Genomic DNA, 17,035 nt, shown 5'->3' with positions numbered 1-17,035 from the left:
ATTAAATAAGGCATCGTTCGAAACGACACGAACATCTCCATTATTCTTCGCACTAGCTAGTGTTGTTGGATTTCCGTCTGCTTTTTTAAACAGATAAACGCCTGTCCAACCTCCAATTCCAATGATGATTAAACTAATAAGCCCAATCGATAAAATCCATTTAGATGGTAGGTTTAATTTCTTCAGAACAACCCCTCCACTTCACAATCTGGATTAATATAGTAAATTATTACCTATTTTACCTTATATTCAGAATAATAACAAAGCACTTGTCCATTGTATTCTAATCGTAACTTCATTGTAATTGCTCTATTATTGCATTGTCATACTCAAGTAGTAGAATGTCCAATTAAGACGCGTAAAAAAAACAGATGCGTCTTGCAATTTAAAGGAGGGAACCTTCTATATGTTTAAGAAATTAGCACTTACTGTTGCTATTGCAGGAACTGCTGCTCTTGCACCTACAGCAACTCAAGCGGCGGAATTGGACAAGCCGTTAAAGAAGAACATGTGGGATGAGGACGTCCACACTATTCAAAAGGACCTTAAAGAATTAGGATTCTTCAACTACGATAAATCTACCGGCTATTTCGGTAGTATCACTCATACAGGGGTAAAGAATTTCCAAAAAGACTATGATCTTAAGCCAACAGGTACTGTCGATCAAGAAACAGCAGATGTACTAGAAGAAGCTACTGAAATGATTGAACGTGGTGATCGTGGTAAGGCTGTACAACATTTACAAAAGCATTTGGCTGAAATGAAGCTTTACAACTATAAGGTGGACGGCATTTTCGGTCCTATAACCGAAAAAGCAGTTGAAAACTTCCAAAATAAAAATAGTCTACAAGTTGATGGTATTGCAGGTCCTGAAACAAAAGCAGCACTATTTAACTTGAATGAAGCAGCAAAAAAAGCCGAACCAGTTAAAGAAGAAGCTGAATCTACTGAAGCAACAACAACTTCTGAACCAGAAGAAGCAGAAGCTTCAGCTGCAGATGAAGAAAAAACAATGACTATGCAAGCTACAGCATATACTGCTGACTGTAATGGGTGCTCAGGCGTAACAGCAACTGGAATTGATTTAAATAAAAATCCAGACCAAAAAGTGATCGCTGTAGACCCTAATGTCATTCCACTCGGAACAGAAGTATATGTAGAGGGCTATGGCCGTGCAGTTGCTGGTGATACAGGTGGCGCTATAAACGGAAATAAGATTGACCTATATATGCAATCTCAAGATAAAGCCGAACAATTTGGCGTACAACAAGTAGAAGTAACAATTTTAGATTAATAAGAAGAAATAGACCTTGCTGAAGCAAGGTCTATTTTTTTATGTTCATATCGTATTTAAATATTGCCATAAATAATAAGTAATGTAACTCTCCCATGGGTACCAATTTTCTTCTTCCGCTAGTTTTCGAATCTCTTCAGTTTGAGGTTGTTTTTCCGAATCATATAGAAACTTCACTGCATTTCTCAATCCGATATCTGCTGCGGGAAGTACATTCGGTCGATGGAGTCCGAACAACATTAAGCACTCAACTGTCCACATTCCAATTCCTCTTAATGGCATCAAATGGTCAATAATCTCTTGATTAGATAAATTCCATAGGGCATTTAAATCAATCGCTCCACTAGACACTAGTCTTGCAAAATCAATAATATATTCTGACTTCCGTTGACTAAATGACAAATCTTGAAGTTCTTGATATTCAAGCTTAGCGACTCGATCTGGACTAGGGAATATGTAAAGATTATCCTCTTCGAACCGATGGACTGTGCCCGCATAACGAATCAGTCGTTCCTTTAATGTTGCAGCGAACTTCAAATTCACTTGCTGACCTATAATCGTGTCTACTGTTGTCTCAAATAAATCTGGGTTGGTAATGACACGCATGCCATGAAAAAGGTGGGTAACTTGGGTGACTCTATGACTGTTTTCTCTTATATGTTCATAGAATGATTCCAGCCTATAGTCCGTACCAAACATTCTCTTCATAAACGTTTGGAGCTCACGCTCTATGTCTTTATCCACTCTTTGATTTTGATGCATGGAGATTCCATTCTCTTCGTTAACAACTGTAATATCTAAAAGAAACGGCTTTCCAGCTAAGTTTATCCATTTAATGAAACGGCTTTCTTCCGGTTTAATGACCATGGACTTTAAAGTATCTGTCGTTCGATGATGTTTTTGAAAGGTATTTTCAAATGAAAAAGGTCCCTCAATTGCCAAAATATTCGTTTTATTTTCCATTATTCACCTCTACAAATGGTTACATTTATTACAAAGTCGTAGCATCTGTTAAGTGTAATTTACAAACCTCCATAAATTTATAACGATAACGAATAAATTTGATGACAAACGGTTTATTCATAATCTGACGGGGTATGTTAGTACACAGCATGCTTCGTTTTTAATGTATAACACAAATAATGATTAAACAACTTGGAGGCAAAGATTATGGGTAAGGAAAAACGAGATTATTATTTTGACAATGCAAAATTTATACTGATTTTTCTCGTTGTATTTGGACATTTCATAAGTCCACATAAATCAAATAGTGACGTTTTATATACGGTGTATAACTTTATTTACACGTTTCACATGCCTGCATTCATATTGATTGCTGGATTTTTCTCGAAGAGTATCTTTAAAGAAGGTTACTTGAAAAACATTTTCAAAAAAATATTGATCCCTTATTTCATTTTTCAGATCATCTATTTTGCTTTTTACACGATCAAAAACGGAAGTGAAACATTTAAGCTCTTTGATCCATATTGGACGCTTTGGTTTCTACTAAGTTTAGTCCTATGGAACGTATTACTAGTCATATTCGCTCGTATTAAATATCCTTTGATCGTTGCTCTTGGACTAGGATTAATTGCAGGATATGTACAAGATATTGGGACATTTTTAAGTCTATCTAGAACATTTGTCTTTTTCCCAGTATTTTTGCTCGGCTATTATTTAAAGAAAGAACACTTTTACGCGTTGTTAAATACGAGGAAACGTATAGCCGCAAGTACTTTATTCGTTACGATGTTTATTAGTTATTATTTCTTCTTTCCAGAAGCAGCGAAAGAATGGTTATTGGCTTCATCATCCTATGAAGAACTTGGAGTTGGTGTTGAACAAGCAATTCTCATTCGTTTGCTTATGTATGGATTAATGCTCATTGCTACATTCAGTTTCATGGCACTCGTTCCAAGAAGGAAGCTATTCTTCACGCATATGGGTGGACGAACATTATACGTTTATTTGCTACATGGATTTATCGTGAAATTGTTCTCTATTACACCGTTCTACGATGCCATTCAAGACACTGGAAACTATATTTTATTCGTCGTATTGGCAGCAGTTGTCACGTTATCATTAGCATCTAAACCAATAATGACTCTAGCTCAACCTTTAATTGAATTAAGGACAAGCCTTCTACAAAAATCGATGTACCGTAAACGAAATACAGCAGACGCCTCTTAATATCGAGGGAAAATTACAATTTCCTAGGAAATCACAATAATAACGACAAAAAAATTGAGCTGACCTATGTTCATTTTTCAATGAATAATAGGTCAGCTCTTTGTTATAGATAAGTTTATTGATTAGATGTTTGTGTCAGTCCATTCGTTCCTGAGCTTAGATCCACATAGTAGGATCCACTTCCACTATAAGATGAAACTTTGAGTGTATACGTTCCTGTCGTTGATGGTGTGAAGGAAATCGTTTCTTGACGCTTCGTACCTTCTGCTTTTGCAACTTGTACCCCAGATGGATCATACACATATACATCAAAGTCAGGTGATCCACCAAACCACCAACTAGCCTTCCAATTCGGAATGATCATTGTAACGGCTGTCGGATAACTCGTATTGTTTACCGTGAATTGATACGTATCCTCACTTCCTGTCCCACCAAGTGAGTCTTGCTCAGCAAAGTGATTGGGTGTCACAATATTTGTACCACTCAAATTCCCTGCATCTTTAATCGCTTCATAACCATCTAATCGCCCATGACCATAATCGATATCTTTTCCGGCTGGCCCCCAGTCTTCAGCTGTGTTTGATAGAATGTTTTTCACATCTGTTGGCGAAAGTCCATTGTTGGCTTCTAGCATTAAGGCGATTGTACCAGCTGTAAATGGTGTCGCCATGCTTGTCCCACTGTATGTGACGTATCCGTTCGTTGTATTCGTTTGTGCTGCTGTAATATTGTAACCAGGCGCGAAGATATCCGGCTTGATCCGTCCATCAGCTGTTTCACCACGGCTTGAGAACTCTGCTAAGAAGAACCCACCTTCTCCTAAGTCTGCTCCAGCACCAACCGTAATTGCTTTTTCTGCAGCTCCAGGAGATCCGATTGTTTTCTTACCAGGACCAGAGTTTCCTGCTGCTACCGTTACGACTAAGCCTGCATCTACTGCGTTGTTAACTGCAACTGATGTGGAGTCTGTCCCATCAGAACTTGCAGAAGTCCCTAGACTTAAGCTTAGAACTTCAATACCGTACACATCTTTGTTCGCTACTGCCCAGTCTATTCCAGCTGTTACCGTACTCATGCTACCGCTACCTTGACTATCTAAAACTTTTACACCAACAAGGCCAGCTCCTGGTGCAACTCCCTTATGAGTTGGATTTCCATCTCCATCACCAGCAACAGTACTCGCAACATGTGTACCGTGTCCATTGTCATCATATGGCGTTGTGCGATTATTCACTAAGTCCTTCCACCCTAGTACCTTACCTTCATCAAGGTCCACATGGTTGGCGTCAATACCTGTATCTATGACTGCTACCACTTGATCATCTTTCGAATACGTATTTACGTTTCCATCACTGTTACCCGTTAGACCGAAATCCGTTCGTGCTTTTTCTGTTCCAAACCAAGTGTTTGCTGTGCCATTTGTAGCTTGAATTGGAGCATCATATTCAATAGATTTAACGAATGGCAGTTTTTCCAATTTCTCAATTTGCTTTTTCGTCATAGATGCCGCTACCCCATTGAGGGCTTTTGAGAATTTATGCTTTGTTTTAAATTTGCCGACTTTTCTTAGGATTGATTGATGTGCTTTCTCATTTCCTAGCGTTTCATCGAATTGGATGATGACATTAATGATGTCGGATTGAGATTTCTCTTTAAGCATAGATTCGAGATTGTCATACACTTTGTTACCATTCACATTCACCATTGCTTGAGGCATTACCGGATTTTTTGACACTTTCTTTTCGAAATCTGCACCACTTACACCTCCGATAGATGTAAAAAGCATACTTGTAGCAAGTACTGTCGAAGCGACAACATGTTTCTTCTTCATTCCTTTTCCTCCCTCAATTTTCATCAATTTTTGAATGTTTTAAATTTTCTGCTACTTAATCGTAATACATTAGACCTATGATGAAATGAGGATATGTATGGAAATAACTGCATTTTATATTTGTGTGGAATGTCCTGCTTAATTCAATATCTTCATTCTGATTGAGGACGCTTCTACTATCTTTTCGACAAAAGTTAAATTGTCGAATGATTCAGACCTTATCTTTTAAGGAATACTACAAATATTGCTATAATAGATACAAATGACCAGTTGGAGGTTTTATAGTTTATGACGAGCCAAACAGGTACAATTGTTCAGAATTCGCTAGATGCACTATTAGAAGATGACACTTTTCTACCTGACCTACAGGATGAAACACGTGAACAGGCATTTACATCATTAGCCGCTATTCTCTCTACGCCCAATCAAATACATAAATCCTTTTTGAGGATTGCGTTAGAAGATGGAAAGGTTGTACGAATTCCAGCCTTCAGGGTGCAACATAATAATGCGCTTGGACCATATAAAGGTGGGATTCGATTTCACGAATCAGTGAATGAGGAGGAAGTCACAAACCTTGCTTCTCTAATGACTCTGAAAAACGCACTTCATGAAGTTCCTTTTGGAGGAGGTAAAGGTGGTGTTGTACTGAACCCGAGGGACTACTCCGTAAAAGAGTTACATCTTATTTGTGAGAAATACGTCCATTACTTTAGTGATGTCATTGGTCCAGATAAGGACATTCCAGCTCCAGATGTGGGTACGGGGGATCGAGAAATGGACTGGATGATGGCAGAATATAAGAGCATTAAACCAGGCAAGCCTTATCGAGGCAGTTTTACAGGGAAAAGCGTTGTAAATGGGGGCTCTCTTGGTCGAAGAAAAGCGACTGGTAAAGGTGTTTATTTCACATTGCGCTATATGATTCATGATTTCTTAAATGAACAGAAGAATTGGCTATCGACCCTTGATAACCCATTTGCAAAGACTGCGCTTAGTTATGCAAATCGTCCGTTGACACTCTCTGTCCAAGGTTTCGGGAATGTCGGTTCTATTGCTGCCCTTGAAGCGTTTGAATGTAAGCATTTAAATAATAAAATAGTAGCAGTTAGTGATCGGAATGTTACACTTTACAACGAAAAAGGGCTAGACATCCCAGCGTTAATTGATTTTACAGAAAAAAATGATGGTGATCTCCCTACAGATGACGGCCAATTAACTGCTGCTAATGTATCTGCAGATATTCTTGATCGCGAAGATGTACTTTACCTTGATGTAGATGTATTGATATTAGCTGCGCTTGAGGATCAAATCCATGCTGATAATGTTGAAAAGGTTCAAGCGAAAATGATCGTAGAAGGTGCAAATGCGCCTATTACCGGAGAGGCAGATCAGTACCTAAGTAATCTAGGAACCATTATCGTTCCTGATATCCTTGCAAACGCGGGTGGTGTAATCGTTTCCTATTTCGAATGGCTACAAGGTCGTGAAACCCAGTTCTATAGTGAGGACGAAGTAAACAAACTACTTTTGAAGAAAATGAAAGGTACGATGGAAACCATTCTTCCACAGTATTTCGGAGATCCATTTCCACTACGCCAAAATTGTTACATCCACGCTGTGATGAAGTTATCGACCATTCTATTTAGACAAGGAAAGCTTTACTAAAAAATAGCTTTTCATATTTTTGAGGAAGCCATAAATTTAAGAGTCGTCTATTGACGACTCTTTTTTATTGGAAAAATTCATTTTCAAAATTTAGGTAAATATCTATTGACCACCAAGTTTGTACTAGTGTATTATTTAATTAGTACACTAGTACTCAAACACAATAGTAGGAGGGTTTCCATTGAATGCTTGGCTCAGTTTGACGAAAAAAGAATTACGTTTAGGTTTACCAGCCTTTATGATCCCTGTCATTGCTTATATTATTATTATTGGAATTGCATCGTATTTTGGATATCGAGCAGGTTATCCGTGGGAAGCAGTTGTAGGTGTTTCAATAACAGCTACTGGGATGCTAATGTTTTACCTTATTTATTATCTTTTCTTCAGCATGAATGCAGAACGGAAAAAGCTTCATCTATGGTTGCATAATCCACTTCCAGCTTACTCACTTCTCTTAGCAAAGGTTGTTTCAGGATTAGTATTCATGGCAATCACTTTATTAATTACCGGATCCCTAACATTAATTGCTGCAAACCTGTCTCCAGAATTAACCAATATGGTTCCGTGGGTCCAAATTAAACAATTTGGATTTCTAGGTGTCGTACACTTCTTTATGTTTGCACTGGATTTAGCGATTTGGTTCCTATTCTTTTGGATGGTCTTCTTGGTTATGAACCGATTCACGGGAAATTTCCTTAGCTTTGTAACGACATTCATCTTTGTTATTGTTTCCTCTACGATTTATGGATGGTTTACCAACTCTTGGATTTACGAAAAACTTACGATGTGGGGCGAGATCAATGGTGCTAACCTATTGAAATCCCTAGAAATTAATACTGATTTTACAAGTGAAGGCGGGCAATTTTCCTCTGAAATGGGAGAAATGAGTATTTACATTGGTCAATATGTCTTCGGTATTTTATTTGCAATCGGTATGTTTCTTGTTGCAAGCTGGATGCTCGAACGTAAAGTTGAGGTGTAAGACATGACAGACAACTTTCAATCCACTCAACCGATCTACAGTCAGTTGGCTGATCGGATTAATCAACAAATTTTACGTGGGGAACTTGTACCTGGAGATAAACTTCCTTCAGTTAGAGAACTTGCCTTACAAGTCAACGTAAACCCCAATACCGTTCAACGGACTTACCGAGAACTGGAGGCGATGAAGATCGTGGAGACAAGACGAGGTCAAGGTACATTCGTAACAGACGATCAAGAAGTATTGAATGAAATGCGCGATCGGCTAAAACAAGAGAGGCTTTCTCATTTCGTAAAAGGAATGCGTGAAATGGGCTATACGCATGGTGAAATAGAAGCTGGTTTGCAGGAATATCTCCGTGAAGAGAAAGGGGATCAACATTCATGATCAAATTAAACAACGTAACAAAAAAATATATGACAAAAGCCGCTTTAAAAAATGTAGATTTAGAGCTGGATAAAGGAAAAATCATCGGTCTTGTCGGTGAGAATGGAAGCGGAAAATCTACTACTCTAAAATTGATTGCTGGACTCATCCAACCAACACAAGGCTCAGTTACAGTTAATGGTGTTGAAGTCAATCGACGAATCGCTAATCAAGTATCCTATCTATCTGAGCTTGACGAATACTACGGATTTTACAATGTTGGACAGACGATTGATTTCTATGCATCGCAATTCTCAGATTTCAATAAGGAGAAAGCAGAGGATATTCGATCGTATATGAAATTAGATCGAAATGCAAAATTAAAGCACTTGTCCAAAGGGAACCGTGGACGGTTGAAGATCGTATTGAACCTTGCCCGAGAAGTACCCGTGATTCTAATGGATGAACCTCTTTCTGGACTTGATCCTATGGTACGGGATTCTATCGTCAAAGGACTAATCTCCTTTATCGATTTGGAGAATCAAATCGTTCTAATCACGACCCATGAAATCAGAGAAATCGAAACGGTTCTTGATGAAGTCGTTGCGATAAAAAGTGGCGACATTATTGGACACCATAATGTTGAAGAACTCCGAAGTGAACATGGTATGGGGATTGTTGAATGGATGAATAAAATATACGCTTAGTTAATTCAAAAGCTCAGAGGTGATCGCTCTGAGCTTTTCTTGTGCTCGGATATATGAAGCTGTCCCTTTTTTTGTCCGCCATATTCGGGTTTTGCTCCTACCACGGATCGAATGCTCCTCTTTCTGTCCGCCATATTCGGTTTTCGCTCCTACCGCGGATCGAATACACCTCTTTCTGTCCGCCATTTTCGGTTTTCGCTTCTACCGCGGATCGAATCCACCTCTTTCTGTCCGTCATATTCGGTTTTCGCTCCTACCGCGGATTGAATCCACCTCTTTCTGTCCGCCATATTCGGTTTTCGCTCCTACCGCGGATCGAATGCTCCTCTTTCTGTCCGTCATATTCGGTTTTCGCTCCTACCGCGGATCGAATCCACCTCTTTCTGTCCGTCACATTCGGTTTTCGCTCCTACCGCGGATCGAATCCTCCTCTTTCTGTCCGTCACATTCGGTTTTCGCTCCTACCGCGGATCGAATCCACCTCTTTCTGTCCGCCATATTCGGTTTTCGCTCCTACCGCGGATCGAATCCACCTCTTTCTGTCCGCCATATTCGGATTTCGCTCCTACCGCGGATTGAAAAACAACTCTATGAGTGCTCCGTAGACCCATTCCCTCCCTACCGAGCATCCATACGACCTCTATGAGTGCTCCGTAGACACAACCCCTCGCTACCGAGCACCCATTCCAACTCTTTGAGTGCTCCGCAGACACATTCTCTCGCCACCGAGCACCCATTCCATCCAAAAAACCTGAGAATTGGGCAAAATACTCTCCCAAATTCTCAGGTCTCTTCTTAACCTCTATTCACCATAAACGTCAATATGACGTAAGCTGCTAGTTTCGTTGTCATGTTACGGAAGTCTACCGTTGGATCAATCTCTACGATATCCATACCTTGTACCATCGGCTCTTTTGCTAGCATACGAATGCCTTCAAGCAAATCATCACTCGTCATGCCTCCAGGTCCGATAGCAGGACACCCTGGCGCAAATGCTTGATCGAGCACATCCATATCAAGAGAAATATAGATGACGTCGACCTTCGACTTCAACTGTGTAATCGACTTTTGTAAAAGCTCAGTCATTCCCTGCTCTCTCACATCTTTCATCGTGAACACCGTAACGCCTTGCTCTTTTCCATATTCATGATATGGACGGCTATTTGAAAAATTGCGGATTCCGATTTGAATCAGTTGATCTCCTCGAATCACACCCTCTTCAATTAATGCTCTAAATGGCGTGCCATTACCTGTTCCACCGTCTTCACGATTACGAAGATCATGGTGTGCATCAAACTGAATAATCCCAACTCTTTCTTTGTTTTCTGCAAAAGCCTTAATACTCGGATAGCTAATTGAATGATCGCCCCCAAGTATGACGGGTACCATCTCAGGTTGCTCTTTCATCACATGCGTAAAAGTTTCATAGATTCGGTTATGGGATTCTGGAATGTTCGTAAGGTGCATTTCTACATCGCCAAAATCTGTAATCCGCTCATTCTCCAAATCCTTCTCCTCTTCAATCGCGTAAGTAGAAAGCGAAGAGAACATCTGACGAATGACGCTAGGTGATTGCGACGCTCCTGACAAACTGATCGATGGCTTTGATAATGGAGCGCCCATCAACCCGATGCCTCCTACCTTACTTTCCCCGTCCCAAGGTTTTACAATTTCATGTGCTTTTACAACATAGCTGTCTTTAAAGCCGGCATCTCCAGCCGACTTAAGATACGGAAACTTTGCCAACCCGCTCTCCCCTTTCAAAAAGGGTTTTCCCGCTTTTGATGACCGTTCTCACGTGATTAACACCGTAGTGATATGGAACGTACAAGTAGTTTGGCGCATCCCAAATAACTAAGTCAGCCTTTCTTCCTTCAACCACTTTTCCTGCTTGGTCACCACAACCAATCGCATATGCTGCATTCACGGTAATACCATTCCAAATTTCTTCAGGCGTCATGCGTAATTTTAACGCAGCTAAGTTCATGATCAACTGTAGGTTTTCAGTCGGTGAGCTTCCTGGATTAAAGTCAGTAGCAAGTGCAACTGCTGCATTACTTTCAATCATCTCGCGCGCCTTAGCGAATTCGTTTTTATTTAAATAAAATGTCGTTCCAGGTAATAGGACTGCAATCGTGTCCGTTTCTCCAAGCTTGCGAATCCCTTCCTCTGACGCTCCGACAAGGTGATCAGCAGAAACAGCGCCTACTTCGCATGCCATTTCCGTGCCACCTAGTGGGTCGATTTCATCCGCATGAATCTTTACGTCAAAGCCCATTTCACGAGCTTTTGTCAAGTATTCACGAGATTCTTCGACTGTAAAAACGCCAGTCTCACAGAATATATCTACGAATTTTGCTAAATTTTGCTCCTTAACGGTTTCCATCAAATTCAGCATTTCATCTAAAAATTCCTTTGACCGTCCTTTGTATTCATTCGGAATCGCATGTGCTCCTAGGTATGTGGAGACAATGTCCGCTTCCTTCGTTTCATTCAATCGCTTGATGACTCGCAATTGCTTAAGCTCTGTATCTGCATCGAGACCATATCCACTCTTTGCTTCCATCGTTGTAATGCCGTAGCTTAACATCCGCTCAAGATGGAAGGATGCTTTTTCGTATAGCGCTTCTTCATCTGCTTCACGTGTCGCTTGAACAGTGGACAGAATCCCACCACCTTGTTTTAATATTTCAAGGTACGGTACACCTTGTTGTTTAAGTGCCAGCTCATGCTCACGAGAACCACCGAAAACAAGGTGCGTATGCGGATCAACTAAGCCAGGTGTCACGAGTTTCCCGTTACAATCGATTACCTCAGAAGCATCAACTGTCGGCGCTTCATTAGCTTCTCCAGCAAAAATGATCTTCTCATCTTTCACAACGACAACCGCATCTTCAATCAAGCCGACTTCTTTCATCGCTTCGCCTTTTCGAACGCCTTCTGAACCATCCATCGTTAATAATTGACCTATATTTTTCAAAATTAAGTCTGCTTTCATTTATTGGCCACTCCTTTCGCTCACTTTGTCCACTTCTAACATTGGGATGCGGACTCCTCTTTCTTTAGCAGTATCCACTGCAAGTTCATAACCCGCATCAGCATGACGCGCTACACCCATTCCAGGGTCAGATGCTAACACGCGCTCAAGTCGAGCTGCAGCTTCCTTCGTACCGTCAGCAACGATTACCATTCCAGCGTGTTGTGAATAGCCCATACCTACTCCACCACCGTGATGGACAGATACCCAGCTTGCACCATTGACGCCATTAATCATAGCGTTCAATATCGGCCAGTCACTAATTGCGTCACTACCATCCTTCATCGCCTCCGTTTCTCGGTTAGGAGAAGCAACGGAACCACAATCAAGATGATCACGACCAATGACGATTGGGGCACTCACTTTCCCGCTTTCGACCATTTCATTGATGATCTTTCCTAGCTTGGCACGATCTCCATAACCTAACCAGCAAATACGTGAAGGTAGTCCTTGAAATGCCACTTTTTCTTGCGCCATTTTGATCCATTTGCATAAATGCTCATCATGGGAAAATTCTTGTAAAATCGCTTCATCAATTGCGTGAATGTCCTTTTCATCACCTGAAAGAGCAACCCAGCGGAAAGGTCCTTTACCTTCACAAAACATCGGTCGGATGAACGCTGGAACGAAGCCTGGGAATGCGAATGCCTCTTCAAATCCTTCATCCTTCGCTACTTGTCGAATGTTGTTTCCATAGTCGAATGTGACTGCGCCTGCTTTTTGGAGGTCAACCATTGCTTCGACATGCTGCTTGATGCTTTCTTTAGCTTTTTGTATATACGTGTCGGCATCTCGTTTTCTTAGCTCTGCCCCTTCTTCTAGCGTGAATCCGATTGGAAGATAGCCATTCAACACGTCGTGTGCAGACGTTTGATCCGTTACGAGATCAGGAATTTCATTACGCTTAACGAGCTCCGGTAAAATTTCAGCCGCGTTACCAAGTAGTGCTATTGATAACGGTTCCTTCTTCGCCATCGCCTCTTTCGCAAGCTTTAACGCTTCATCAAGGGAGTCAGCCTTCGTATCGCAATAACGTGTTTCGATTCTTCGCTCAATTCGGTGCGGATCACATTCAACCGCAATAACAACCCCATCATTCATTGTGACAGCAAGTGGTTGAGCACCACCCATACCGCCAAGGCCAGCAGTGACCGTTAATGTTCCGGCAAGCGTACCATTAAAGTGCTTTCGAGCTGCTTCAGCAAACGTTTCATACGTACCTTGTAAAATTCCTTGTGTACCGATATAAATCCAGCTTCCCGCCGTCATTTGACCGTACATCATGAGCCCTTTATTTTCGAGCTCTCGGAACGTCTCCCAGTTCGCCCATGCTGGAACTAGATTCGAATTTGCAATTAATACACGTGGCGCATTTTCGTGAGACTTGAACACTGCTACTGGCTTTCCGGATTGGACCATCAACGTTTCATCGTTCTCCAAAGTTTTTAATGAATTGACAATCGCATCAAAGCTTTCCCAGTTTCGCGCAGCTTTACCGATCCCTCCATAAACAACCAATTCATCAGGGTTTTCTGCTACTTCAGGGTCCAGGTTATTCATCAACATTCGTAGAGCTGCTTCTTGAACCCATCCTTTCGTGTTCAACTCTGTACCTCTAGGCGCTTGGATTTTCTTCATGTTCATTCCTCCATCTATTTTTTATTCAGATTTATTGAGTGATGAGTATGCCATTCCAATGATCTTCTTTTAGACAGTTGGACAGCTTTTCAATGTCTTTAGCAAAGACACGATCTCCTGTAATGCTTGCGGCAACCTTTCTGCCATGGTCATAGGCTTTACGCGTTCTTGGCGCCATCTGATCGATTCCTCTAAACTCGACAGCTTGCATCGCACAGAACAATTCCGTCGCCAAGACGTATCTCGTATTTTGGATGATTTGATAAGCATGCCTGGAACCGATTGTTCCCATGCTGACATGATCCTCCTGGTTAGCAGACGACGGTATTGAATCGACCGAAGCTGGGTGCGCGAGCGTTTTATTTTCTGAAACAAGTGAAGCTGCTGCATATTGTAAAATCATTGCGCCTGATTCGACACCAGGATTTGCACAAAGAAAGGCTGGCAAATCACTGAGCTGAGGATTGACCATACGTTCGATCCGTCTTTCAGAAATATTCGCAAGCTCTGCGACGGCAATCGCTAAGAAATCCATTGCTAAAGCAATTGGCTGACCATGGAAGTTCCCACCTGATATGACTTTTTTCCCATAATCGAAAATTAATGGATTATCAGTCGCAGCATTGACTTCGATCTCGAGTTTTTCTTTAACATAGTTCAACGTCTGCCAGCTCGCACCATGTACTTGAGGGATACATCTTAACGAGTATGCATCTTGAACCCGCACTTCCCCTTGCTCAGTAATGAGCTCACTTTCCTTGATATACATCCGAATCCGCTGGGCGACCCCGACTTGTTCTGGATAGCCTCTTGCAAGGTGGATATCTTCGTCAAATGCGTCAGAAATCCCTCTCAATCCTTCAAGCGTCATAGACGAAATGAGCTCACATTGATAAGCGAGCTTTTCAGCTTCCAAATATGCGACAACTCCCATCGCCGTCATCGCTTGTGTTCCGTTGATCAGAGCGAGACCTTCCTTAGCACTTAACACAATCGGTTCAAGATTTTCTCTTTGTAATGCTTCCTTTCCTTCAATGCGCTCCCCTTTATAAAAAGCTTCACCTTCACCTAATAAAACAAGTGCAAGATGTGACAACGGTGCTAAATCCCCACTTGCGCCTAGTGAACCTTGTTGAGGAACGATTGGGTGAATCCCTTTGTTCAGACAATCTATGAGCTGTTGAATAACCTCGACTCGTACACCAGAGAATCCTTTTAATAATGCATTGACGCGAAGTAACAACATCGCACGACTGACGATTTCCGGGAACGGTTCTCCAATCCCACAAGCATGGCTTCGGATTAAGTTCAGCTGGAGGTCCTCAACTTGATCAGGTGCAATCCATACGTCACTCATTTTTCCAAACCCTGTTGTTATTCCATAAACAACCCTATGATCAGAAAGAATTTTCTCAACTGATTTGCGGCTCACTTTAACATTTTCTAAGCTTTCACTTGAGGCTTGAACCTCTTCTCCTTCATACAAAACATGATAAATATCCTTTAAGGTCAACGTATTTCCCGTTAACGTTATCAAGTATGATTACCCCCTTTTTCCTAATGCACTACCAATTTAGCGAGATAAAATCCAACAAAAAAAGCCGCTGTCCCGATTTTTTCAACCGGACAACGGCTTGCTTTCTAGTATATGATTTGCGCTTAAGTGATCCCAATGCAAAAATAAATCTCGCATTTTTCTCAACTTCTTTCATAATTTTCTCACTTCTCTAATAGTATTCTTAGTGTAAACGTTATCACGAGCTATTGTCAATGACCATTGAAATTGGACAAGCTGTCACTGAACTCTATTAAACTTCCATTTAAATGTATAAAAGGCCGTGTATGTGGACATTCTGTTGATACTTATAATCGAAAAATTGAGGGGGAGCCGAAATGATTGAAACTCAACGATTAATGGTTCAATGTACGATGTTACGCCAGCCTACTATTCACGAATCTGCCGCTGATTTTTTTGTAGGATTAGATATTGATCATACACCTTATTTATTCCTACCAACATCACATGGTGTATTAGACGAGCATGAGCTATATGCAGTACCCATCTTAATGAGAAAGAAAAGTGCGAGTATGTACCTGTTAGATGACACCATCCTTGCTGTTGATCTAAAGGATTTTACTGAATTCCATTGTGATCTGACTTATTATTTTGGTCCTGAATACAATATGCTAAAGAAATATTTGAAGAGTACTGAATATCGTTCCTATGTCATGTGGAGTAATGGTATCAGACAAGATCAAATCAACGAATTACTGGACTCCTATGCTTCCGCTGATTCTGAAGAGACGAAACAATTTATTCGAGAACAATTATCTCGATTTAGTGGACAACCTAATAAATAAACGACAGGTATATTGGAATTATAAATAGCCTAAAGTATCAAAGAAACAGACCATCTCTGGTCTGTTTTTGTCTTATTTAAACGTGATCGCATGTCTCCCCATTTGTTCCCATCCTTTTTGAAACTGTTCTTTCGGTATCTTGTGATTTTTAACACCTAGTAATGGATCGTTGAAGTAAACGTACGTTTCATCAAAACCGGTTATAAGCACTGAATGTTCTTTGTAGGTGATCTTCATTTTTCCTTGTGGAGTGTGCCACTCTTCCCAATGTTGAGGGGGCAAGTGGTTGAATGACGTATTGTTGATGACCCACACAGGTTTTTTATTCTGAAGATGAGCGATCACCTCATTAAAATCTGATCCAGTCAGGTTGATGATTCTTTTAGGAAGGTACTTTTCACCAAGTTCAGCGATCGGTTGATCATATACGCCGTAACCTGGCTTCCTTTTGTCATACATATTACCAACAAATCCATGATTAGGATTCCCGAAATAAATGTTTCCATCTTTCTCTTTATAAGGAGTGGAATCTTTTGCTACTTCCTTTGCTAATGTCATTTTGTTAACCTTCACACCAGCATATTGAAGGAGCATAGAAAGACTGGTCACTTCACATCCCCTAGGTAGCTCAGGTAACTGCTTCACGAGAGGTACATTTAACATGACCTGCTTGTTTACCTGTTGATTCGCCTTCTGAGCTTGACTGACAACGGAAGAAGATTGCAACGAATCTTTTGAGATTGTCACTGCATTGTTACACCCTGATAGTACAACTGCACAAAGCATCACGGTAGAAATTTTCCTCATTATCATACCCCATTTATTCGGGATGTATGTTTATCGTTTCCTTGATTCATCCTCCGGAATCATATGAATTAATGGTAAACATCCCAACATTCATATTGCATATTTACCACTCATATCGACCGTTTGCTTACAACATTCAAGATTAAATGAAATG

The 17,035-nt window shown here is 40.8% G+C and carries 15 protein-coding genes; 7 read left to right on the top strand and 8 right to left on the bottom strand.

All coding sequences use genetic code 11. The features are described from left to right. Positions 1-406 precede the first annotated feature (406 nt). Complete coding sequence (locus tag L2716_RS01000) at positions 407-1,294, top strand: peptidoglycan-binding protein (RefSeq protein ID WP_236330715.1); 888 nt, start codon at positions 407-409, stop codon at positions 1,292-1,294. 45 nt (positions 1,295-1,339) lie between these two features. Here the strand turns inward: L2716_RS01000 and L2716_RS00995 are convergent, their stop codons facing one another. Beyond that, the gene (locus L2716_RS00995) at positions 1,340-2,257 is read right to left on the bottom strand and encodes a DNA-3-methyladenine glycosylase family protein (protein ID WP_236330712.1); all 918 of its coding nucleotides are present in this window, start codon (positions 2,255-2,257) and stop codon (positions 1,340-1,342) included. A 207-nt stretch (positions 2,258-2,464) separates the two neighbouring features. Between L2716_RS00995 and L2716_RS00990 the strand changes: the two genes are divergently transcribed. Next, positions 2,465-3,484: an acyltransferase family protein gene (locus L2716_RS00990; protein ID WP_236330709.1), complete on the top strand. Its 1,020-nt coding sequence runs from the start codon at positions 2,465-2,467 to the stop codon at positions 3,482-3,484. Between the two features lie 115 nt (positions 3,485-3,599). Here the strand turns inward: L2716_RS00990 and L2716_RS00985 are convergent, their stop codons facing one another. Further along, on the bottom strand, positions 3,600-5,315 hold the full coding sequence (locus L2716_RS00985) for a S8 family serine peptidase (RefSeq protein WP_236330705.1): 1,716 nt from the start codon (positions 5,313-5,315) through the stop codon (positions 3,600-3,602). A gap of 288 nt (positions 5,316-5,603) precedes the next feature. Here L2716_RS00985 and L2716_RS00980 point away from each other — a divergent pair, with 288 nt between their 5' ends. The 4 genes from L2716_RS00980 to L2716_RS00965 all read left to right on the top strand — a co-directional run bounded on the left by L2716_RS00980 (position 5,604) and on the right by L2716_RS00965 (position 9,038). Beyond that, on the top strand, positions 5,604-6,983 hold the full coding sequence (locus tag L2716_RS00980; RefSeq protein WP_236330701.1) for a Glu/Leu/Phe/Val family dehydrogenase: 1,380 nt from the start codon (positions 5,604-5,606) through the stop codon (positions 6,981-6,983). Between the two features lie 181 nt (positions 6,984-7,164). Beyond that, positions 7,165-7,965 (top strand): hypothetical protein, encoded by an 801-nt coding sequence (locus L2716_RS00975; RefSeq protein WP_236330699.1) that lies wholly within the window; start codon positions 7,165-7,167, stop codon positions 7,963-7,965. Between the two features lie 3 nt (positions 7,966-7,968). Further along, complete coding sequence (locus L2716_RS00970) at positions 7,969-8,352, top strand: GntR family transcriptional regulator (protein WP_236330695.1); 384 nt, start codon at positions 7,969-7,971, stop codon at positions 8,350-8,352. Then, entirely contained in the window at positions 8,349-9,038 is a 690-nt protein-coding gene (locus tag L2716_RS00965; RefSeq protein ID WP_236330693.1) for an ABC transporter ATP-binding protein, read from the top strand. The genes L2716_RS00970 and L2716_RS00965 overlap by 4 nt, the downstream gene beginning before the upstream one ends. 149 nt (positions 9,039-9,187) lie before the next feature. Here the strand turns inward: L2716_RS00965 and L2716_RS00960 are convergent, their stop codons facing one another. From L2716_RS00960 to hutH, 5 genes are all read right to left on the bottom strand, one after another. Further along, the gene (locus tag L2716_RS00960) at positions 9,188-9,328 is read right to left on the bottom strand and encodes a hypothetical protein (RefSeq protein WP_236330690.1); all 141 of its coding nucleotides are present in this window, start codon (positions 9,326-9,328) and stop codon (positions 9,188-9,190) included. A gap of 505 nt (positions 9,329-9,833) precedes the next feature. After that, complete coding sequence (gene hutG / locus L2716_RS00955; RefSeq protein ID WP_268963916.1) at positions 9,834-10,784, bottom strand: formimidoylglutamase; 951 nt, start codon at positions 10,782-10,784, stop codon at positions 9,834-9,836. After that, a complete protein-coding gene (gene hutI / locus L2716_RS00950; RefSeq protein WP_236330687.1) occupies positions 10,762-12,036 on the bottom strand; it encodes an imidazolonepropionase in 1,275 nt (424 codons plus the stop codon). Before hutI ends, hutG begins: the two co-directional genes overlap by 23 nt. Next, entirely contained in the window at positions 12,037-13,719 is a 1,683-nt protein-coding gene (gene hutU, locus L2716_RS00945) for a urocanate hydratase (protein ID WP_408005279.1), read from the bottom strand. A 25-nt stretch (positions 13,720-13,744) separates the two neighbouring features. After that, positions 13,745-15,250 carry a histidine ammonia-lyase gene (gene hutH, locus L2716_RS00940; RefSeq protein WP_236330680.1) on the bottom strand — a complete coding sequence of 502 codons (1,506 nt, stop codon included), beginning with the start codon at positions 15,248-15,250 and terminating at the stop codon, positions 13,745-13,747. Positions 15,251-15,606: 356 nt separating this feature from the next. Between hutH and L2716_RS00935 the strand changes: the two genes are divergently transcribed. Beyond that, complete coding sequence (locus L2716_RS00935; RefSeq protein ID WP_236330677.1) at positions 15,607-16,074, top strand: hypothetical protein; 468 nt, start codon at positions 15,607-15,609, stop codon at positions 16,072-16,074. 72 nt (positions 16,075-16,146) lie between these two features. On the opposite strand, the gene L2716_RS00930 is transcribed toward L2716_RS00935, so the two are convergent. Continuing rightward, positions 16,147-16,881: a C39 family peptidase gene (locus L2716_RS00930; protein WP_236330674.1), complete on the bottom strand. Its 735-nt coding sequence runs from the start codon at positions 16,879-16,881 to the stop codon at positions 16,147-16,149. Positions 16,882-17,035 lie beyond the last annotated feature (154 nt).

The sequence above is a fragment of the Pseudalkalibacillus berkeleyi genome (assembly GCF_021608225.1).
Classification (GTDB): domain Bacteria; phylum Bacillota; class Bacilli; order Bacillales; family Fictibacillaceae; genus Pseudalkalibacillus; species Pseudalkalibacillus berkeleyi.
This window is presented reverse-complemented; position numbering and strand designations above follow the sequence as displayed.

Coding starts and splice junctions, on each gene's coding strand:
- L2716_RS00995 (WP_236330712.1), bottom strand. CDS start 2,257: ATGGAAAATAAAACGAATATTTTGGCAATTGAGGGACCTTTTTCATTT.
- L2716_RS01000 (WP_236330715.1), top strand. CDS start 407: ATGTTTAAGAAATTAGCACTTACTGTTGCTATTGCAGGAACTGCTGCT.
- L2716_RS00930 (WP_236330674.1), bottom strand. CDS start 16,881: ATGAGGAAAATTTCTACCGTGATGCTTTGTGCAGTTGTACTATCAGGG.
- hutU (WP_408005279.1), bottom strand. CDS start 13,719: ATGAACATGAAGAAAATCCAAGCGCCTAGAGGTACAGAGTTGAACACG.
- L2716_RS00985 (WP_236330705.1), bottom strand. CDS start 5,315: ATGAAGAAGAAACATGTTGTCGCTTCGACAGTACTTGCTACAAGTATG.
- L2716_RS00960 (WP_236330690.1), bottom strand. CDS start 9,328: ATGGCGGACAGAAAGAGGTGGATTCAATCCGCGGTAGGAGCGAAAACC.
- L2716_RS00980 (WP_236330701.1), top strand. CDS start 5,604: ATGACGAGCCAAACAGGTACAATTGTTCAGAATTCGCTAGATGCACTA.
- L2716_RS00970 (WP_236330695.1), top strand. CDS start 7,969: ATGACAGACAACTTTCAATCCACTCAACCGATCTACAGTCAGTTGGCT.
- L2716_RS00965 (WP_236330693.1), top strand. CDS start 8,349: ATGATCAAATTAAACAACGTAACAAAAAAATATATGACAAAAGCCGCT.
- hutI (WP_236330687.1), bottom strand. CDS start 12,036: ATGAAAGCAGACTTAATTTTGAAAAATATAGGTCAATTATTAACGATG.
- L2716_RS00935 (WP_236330677.1), top strand. CDS start 15,607: ATGATTGAAACTCAACGATTAATGGTTCAATGTACGATGTTACGCCAG.
- L2716_RS00990 (WP_236330709.1), top strand. CDS start 2,465: ATGGGTAAGGAAAAACGAGATTATTATTTTGACAATGCAAAATTTATA.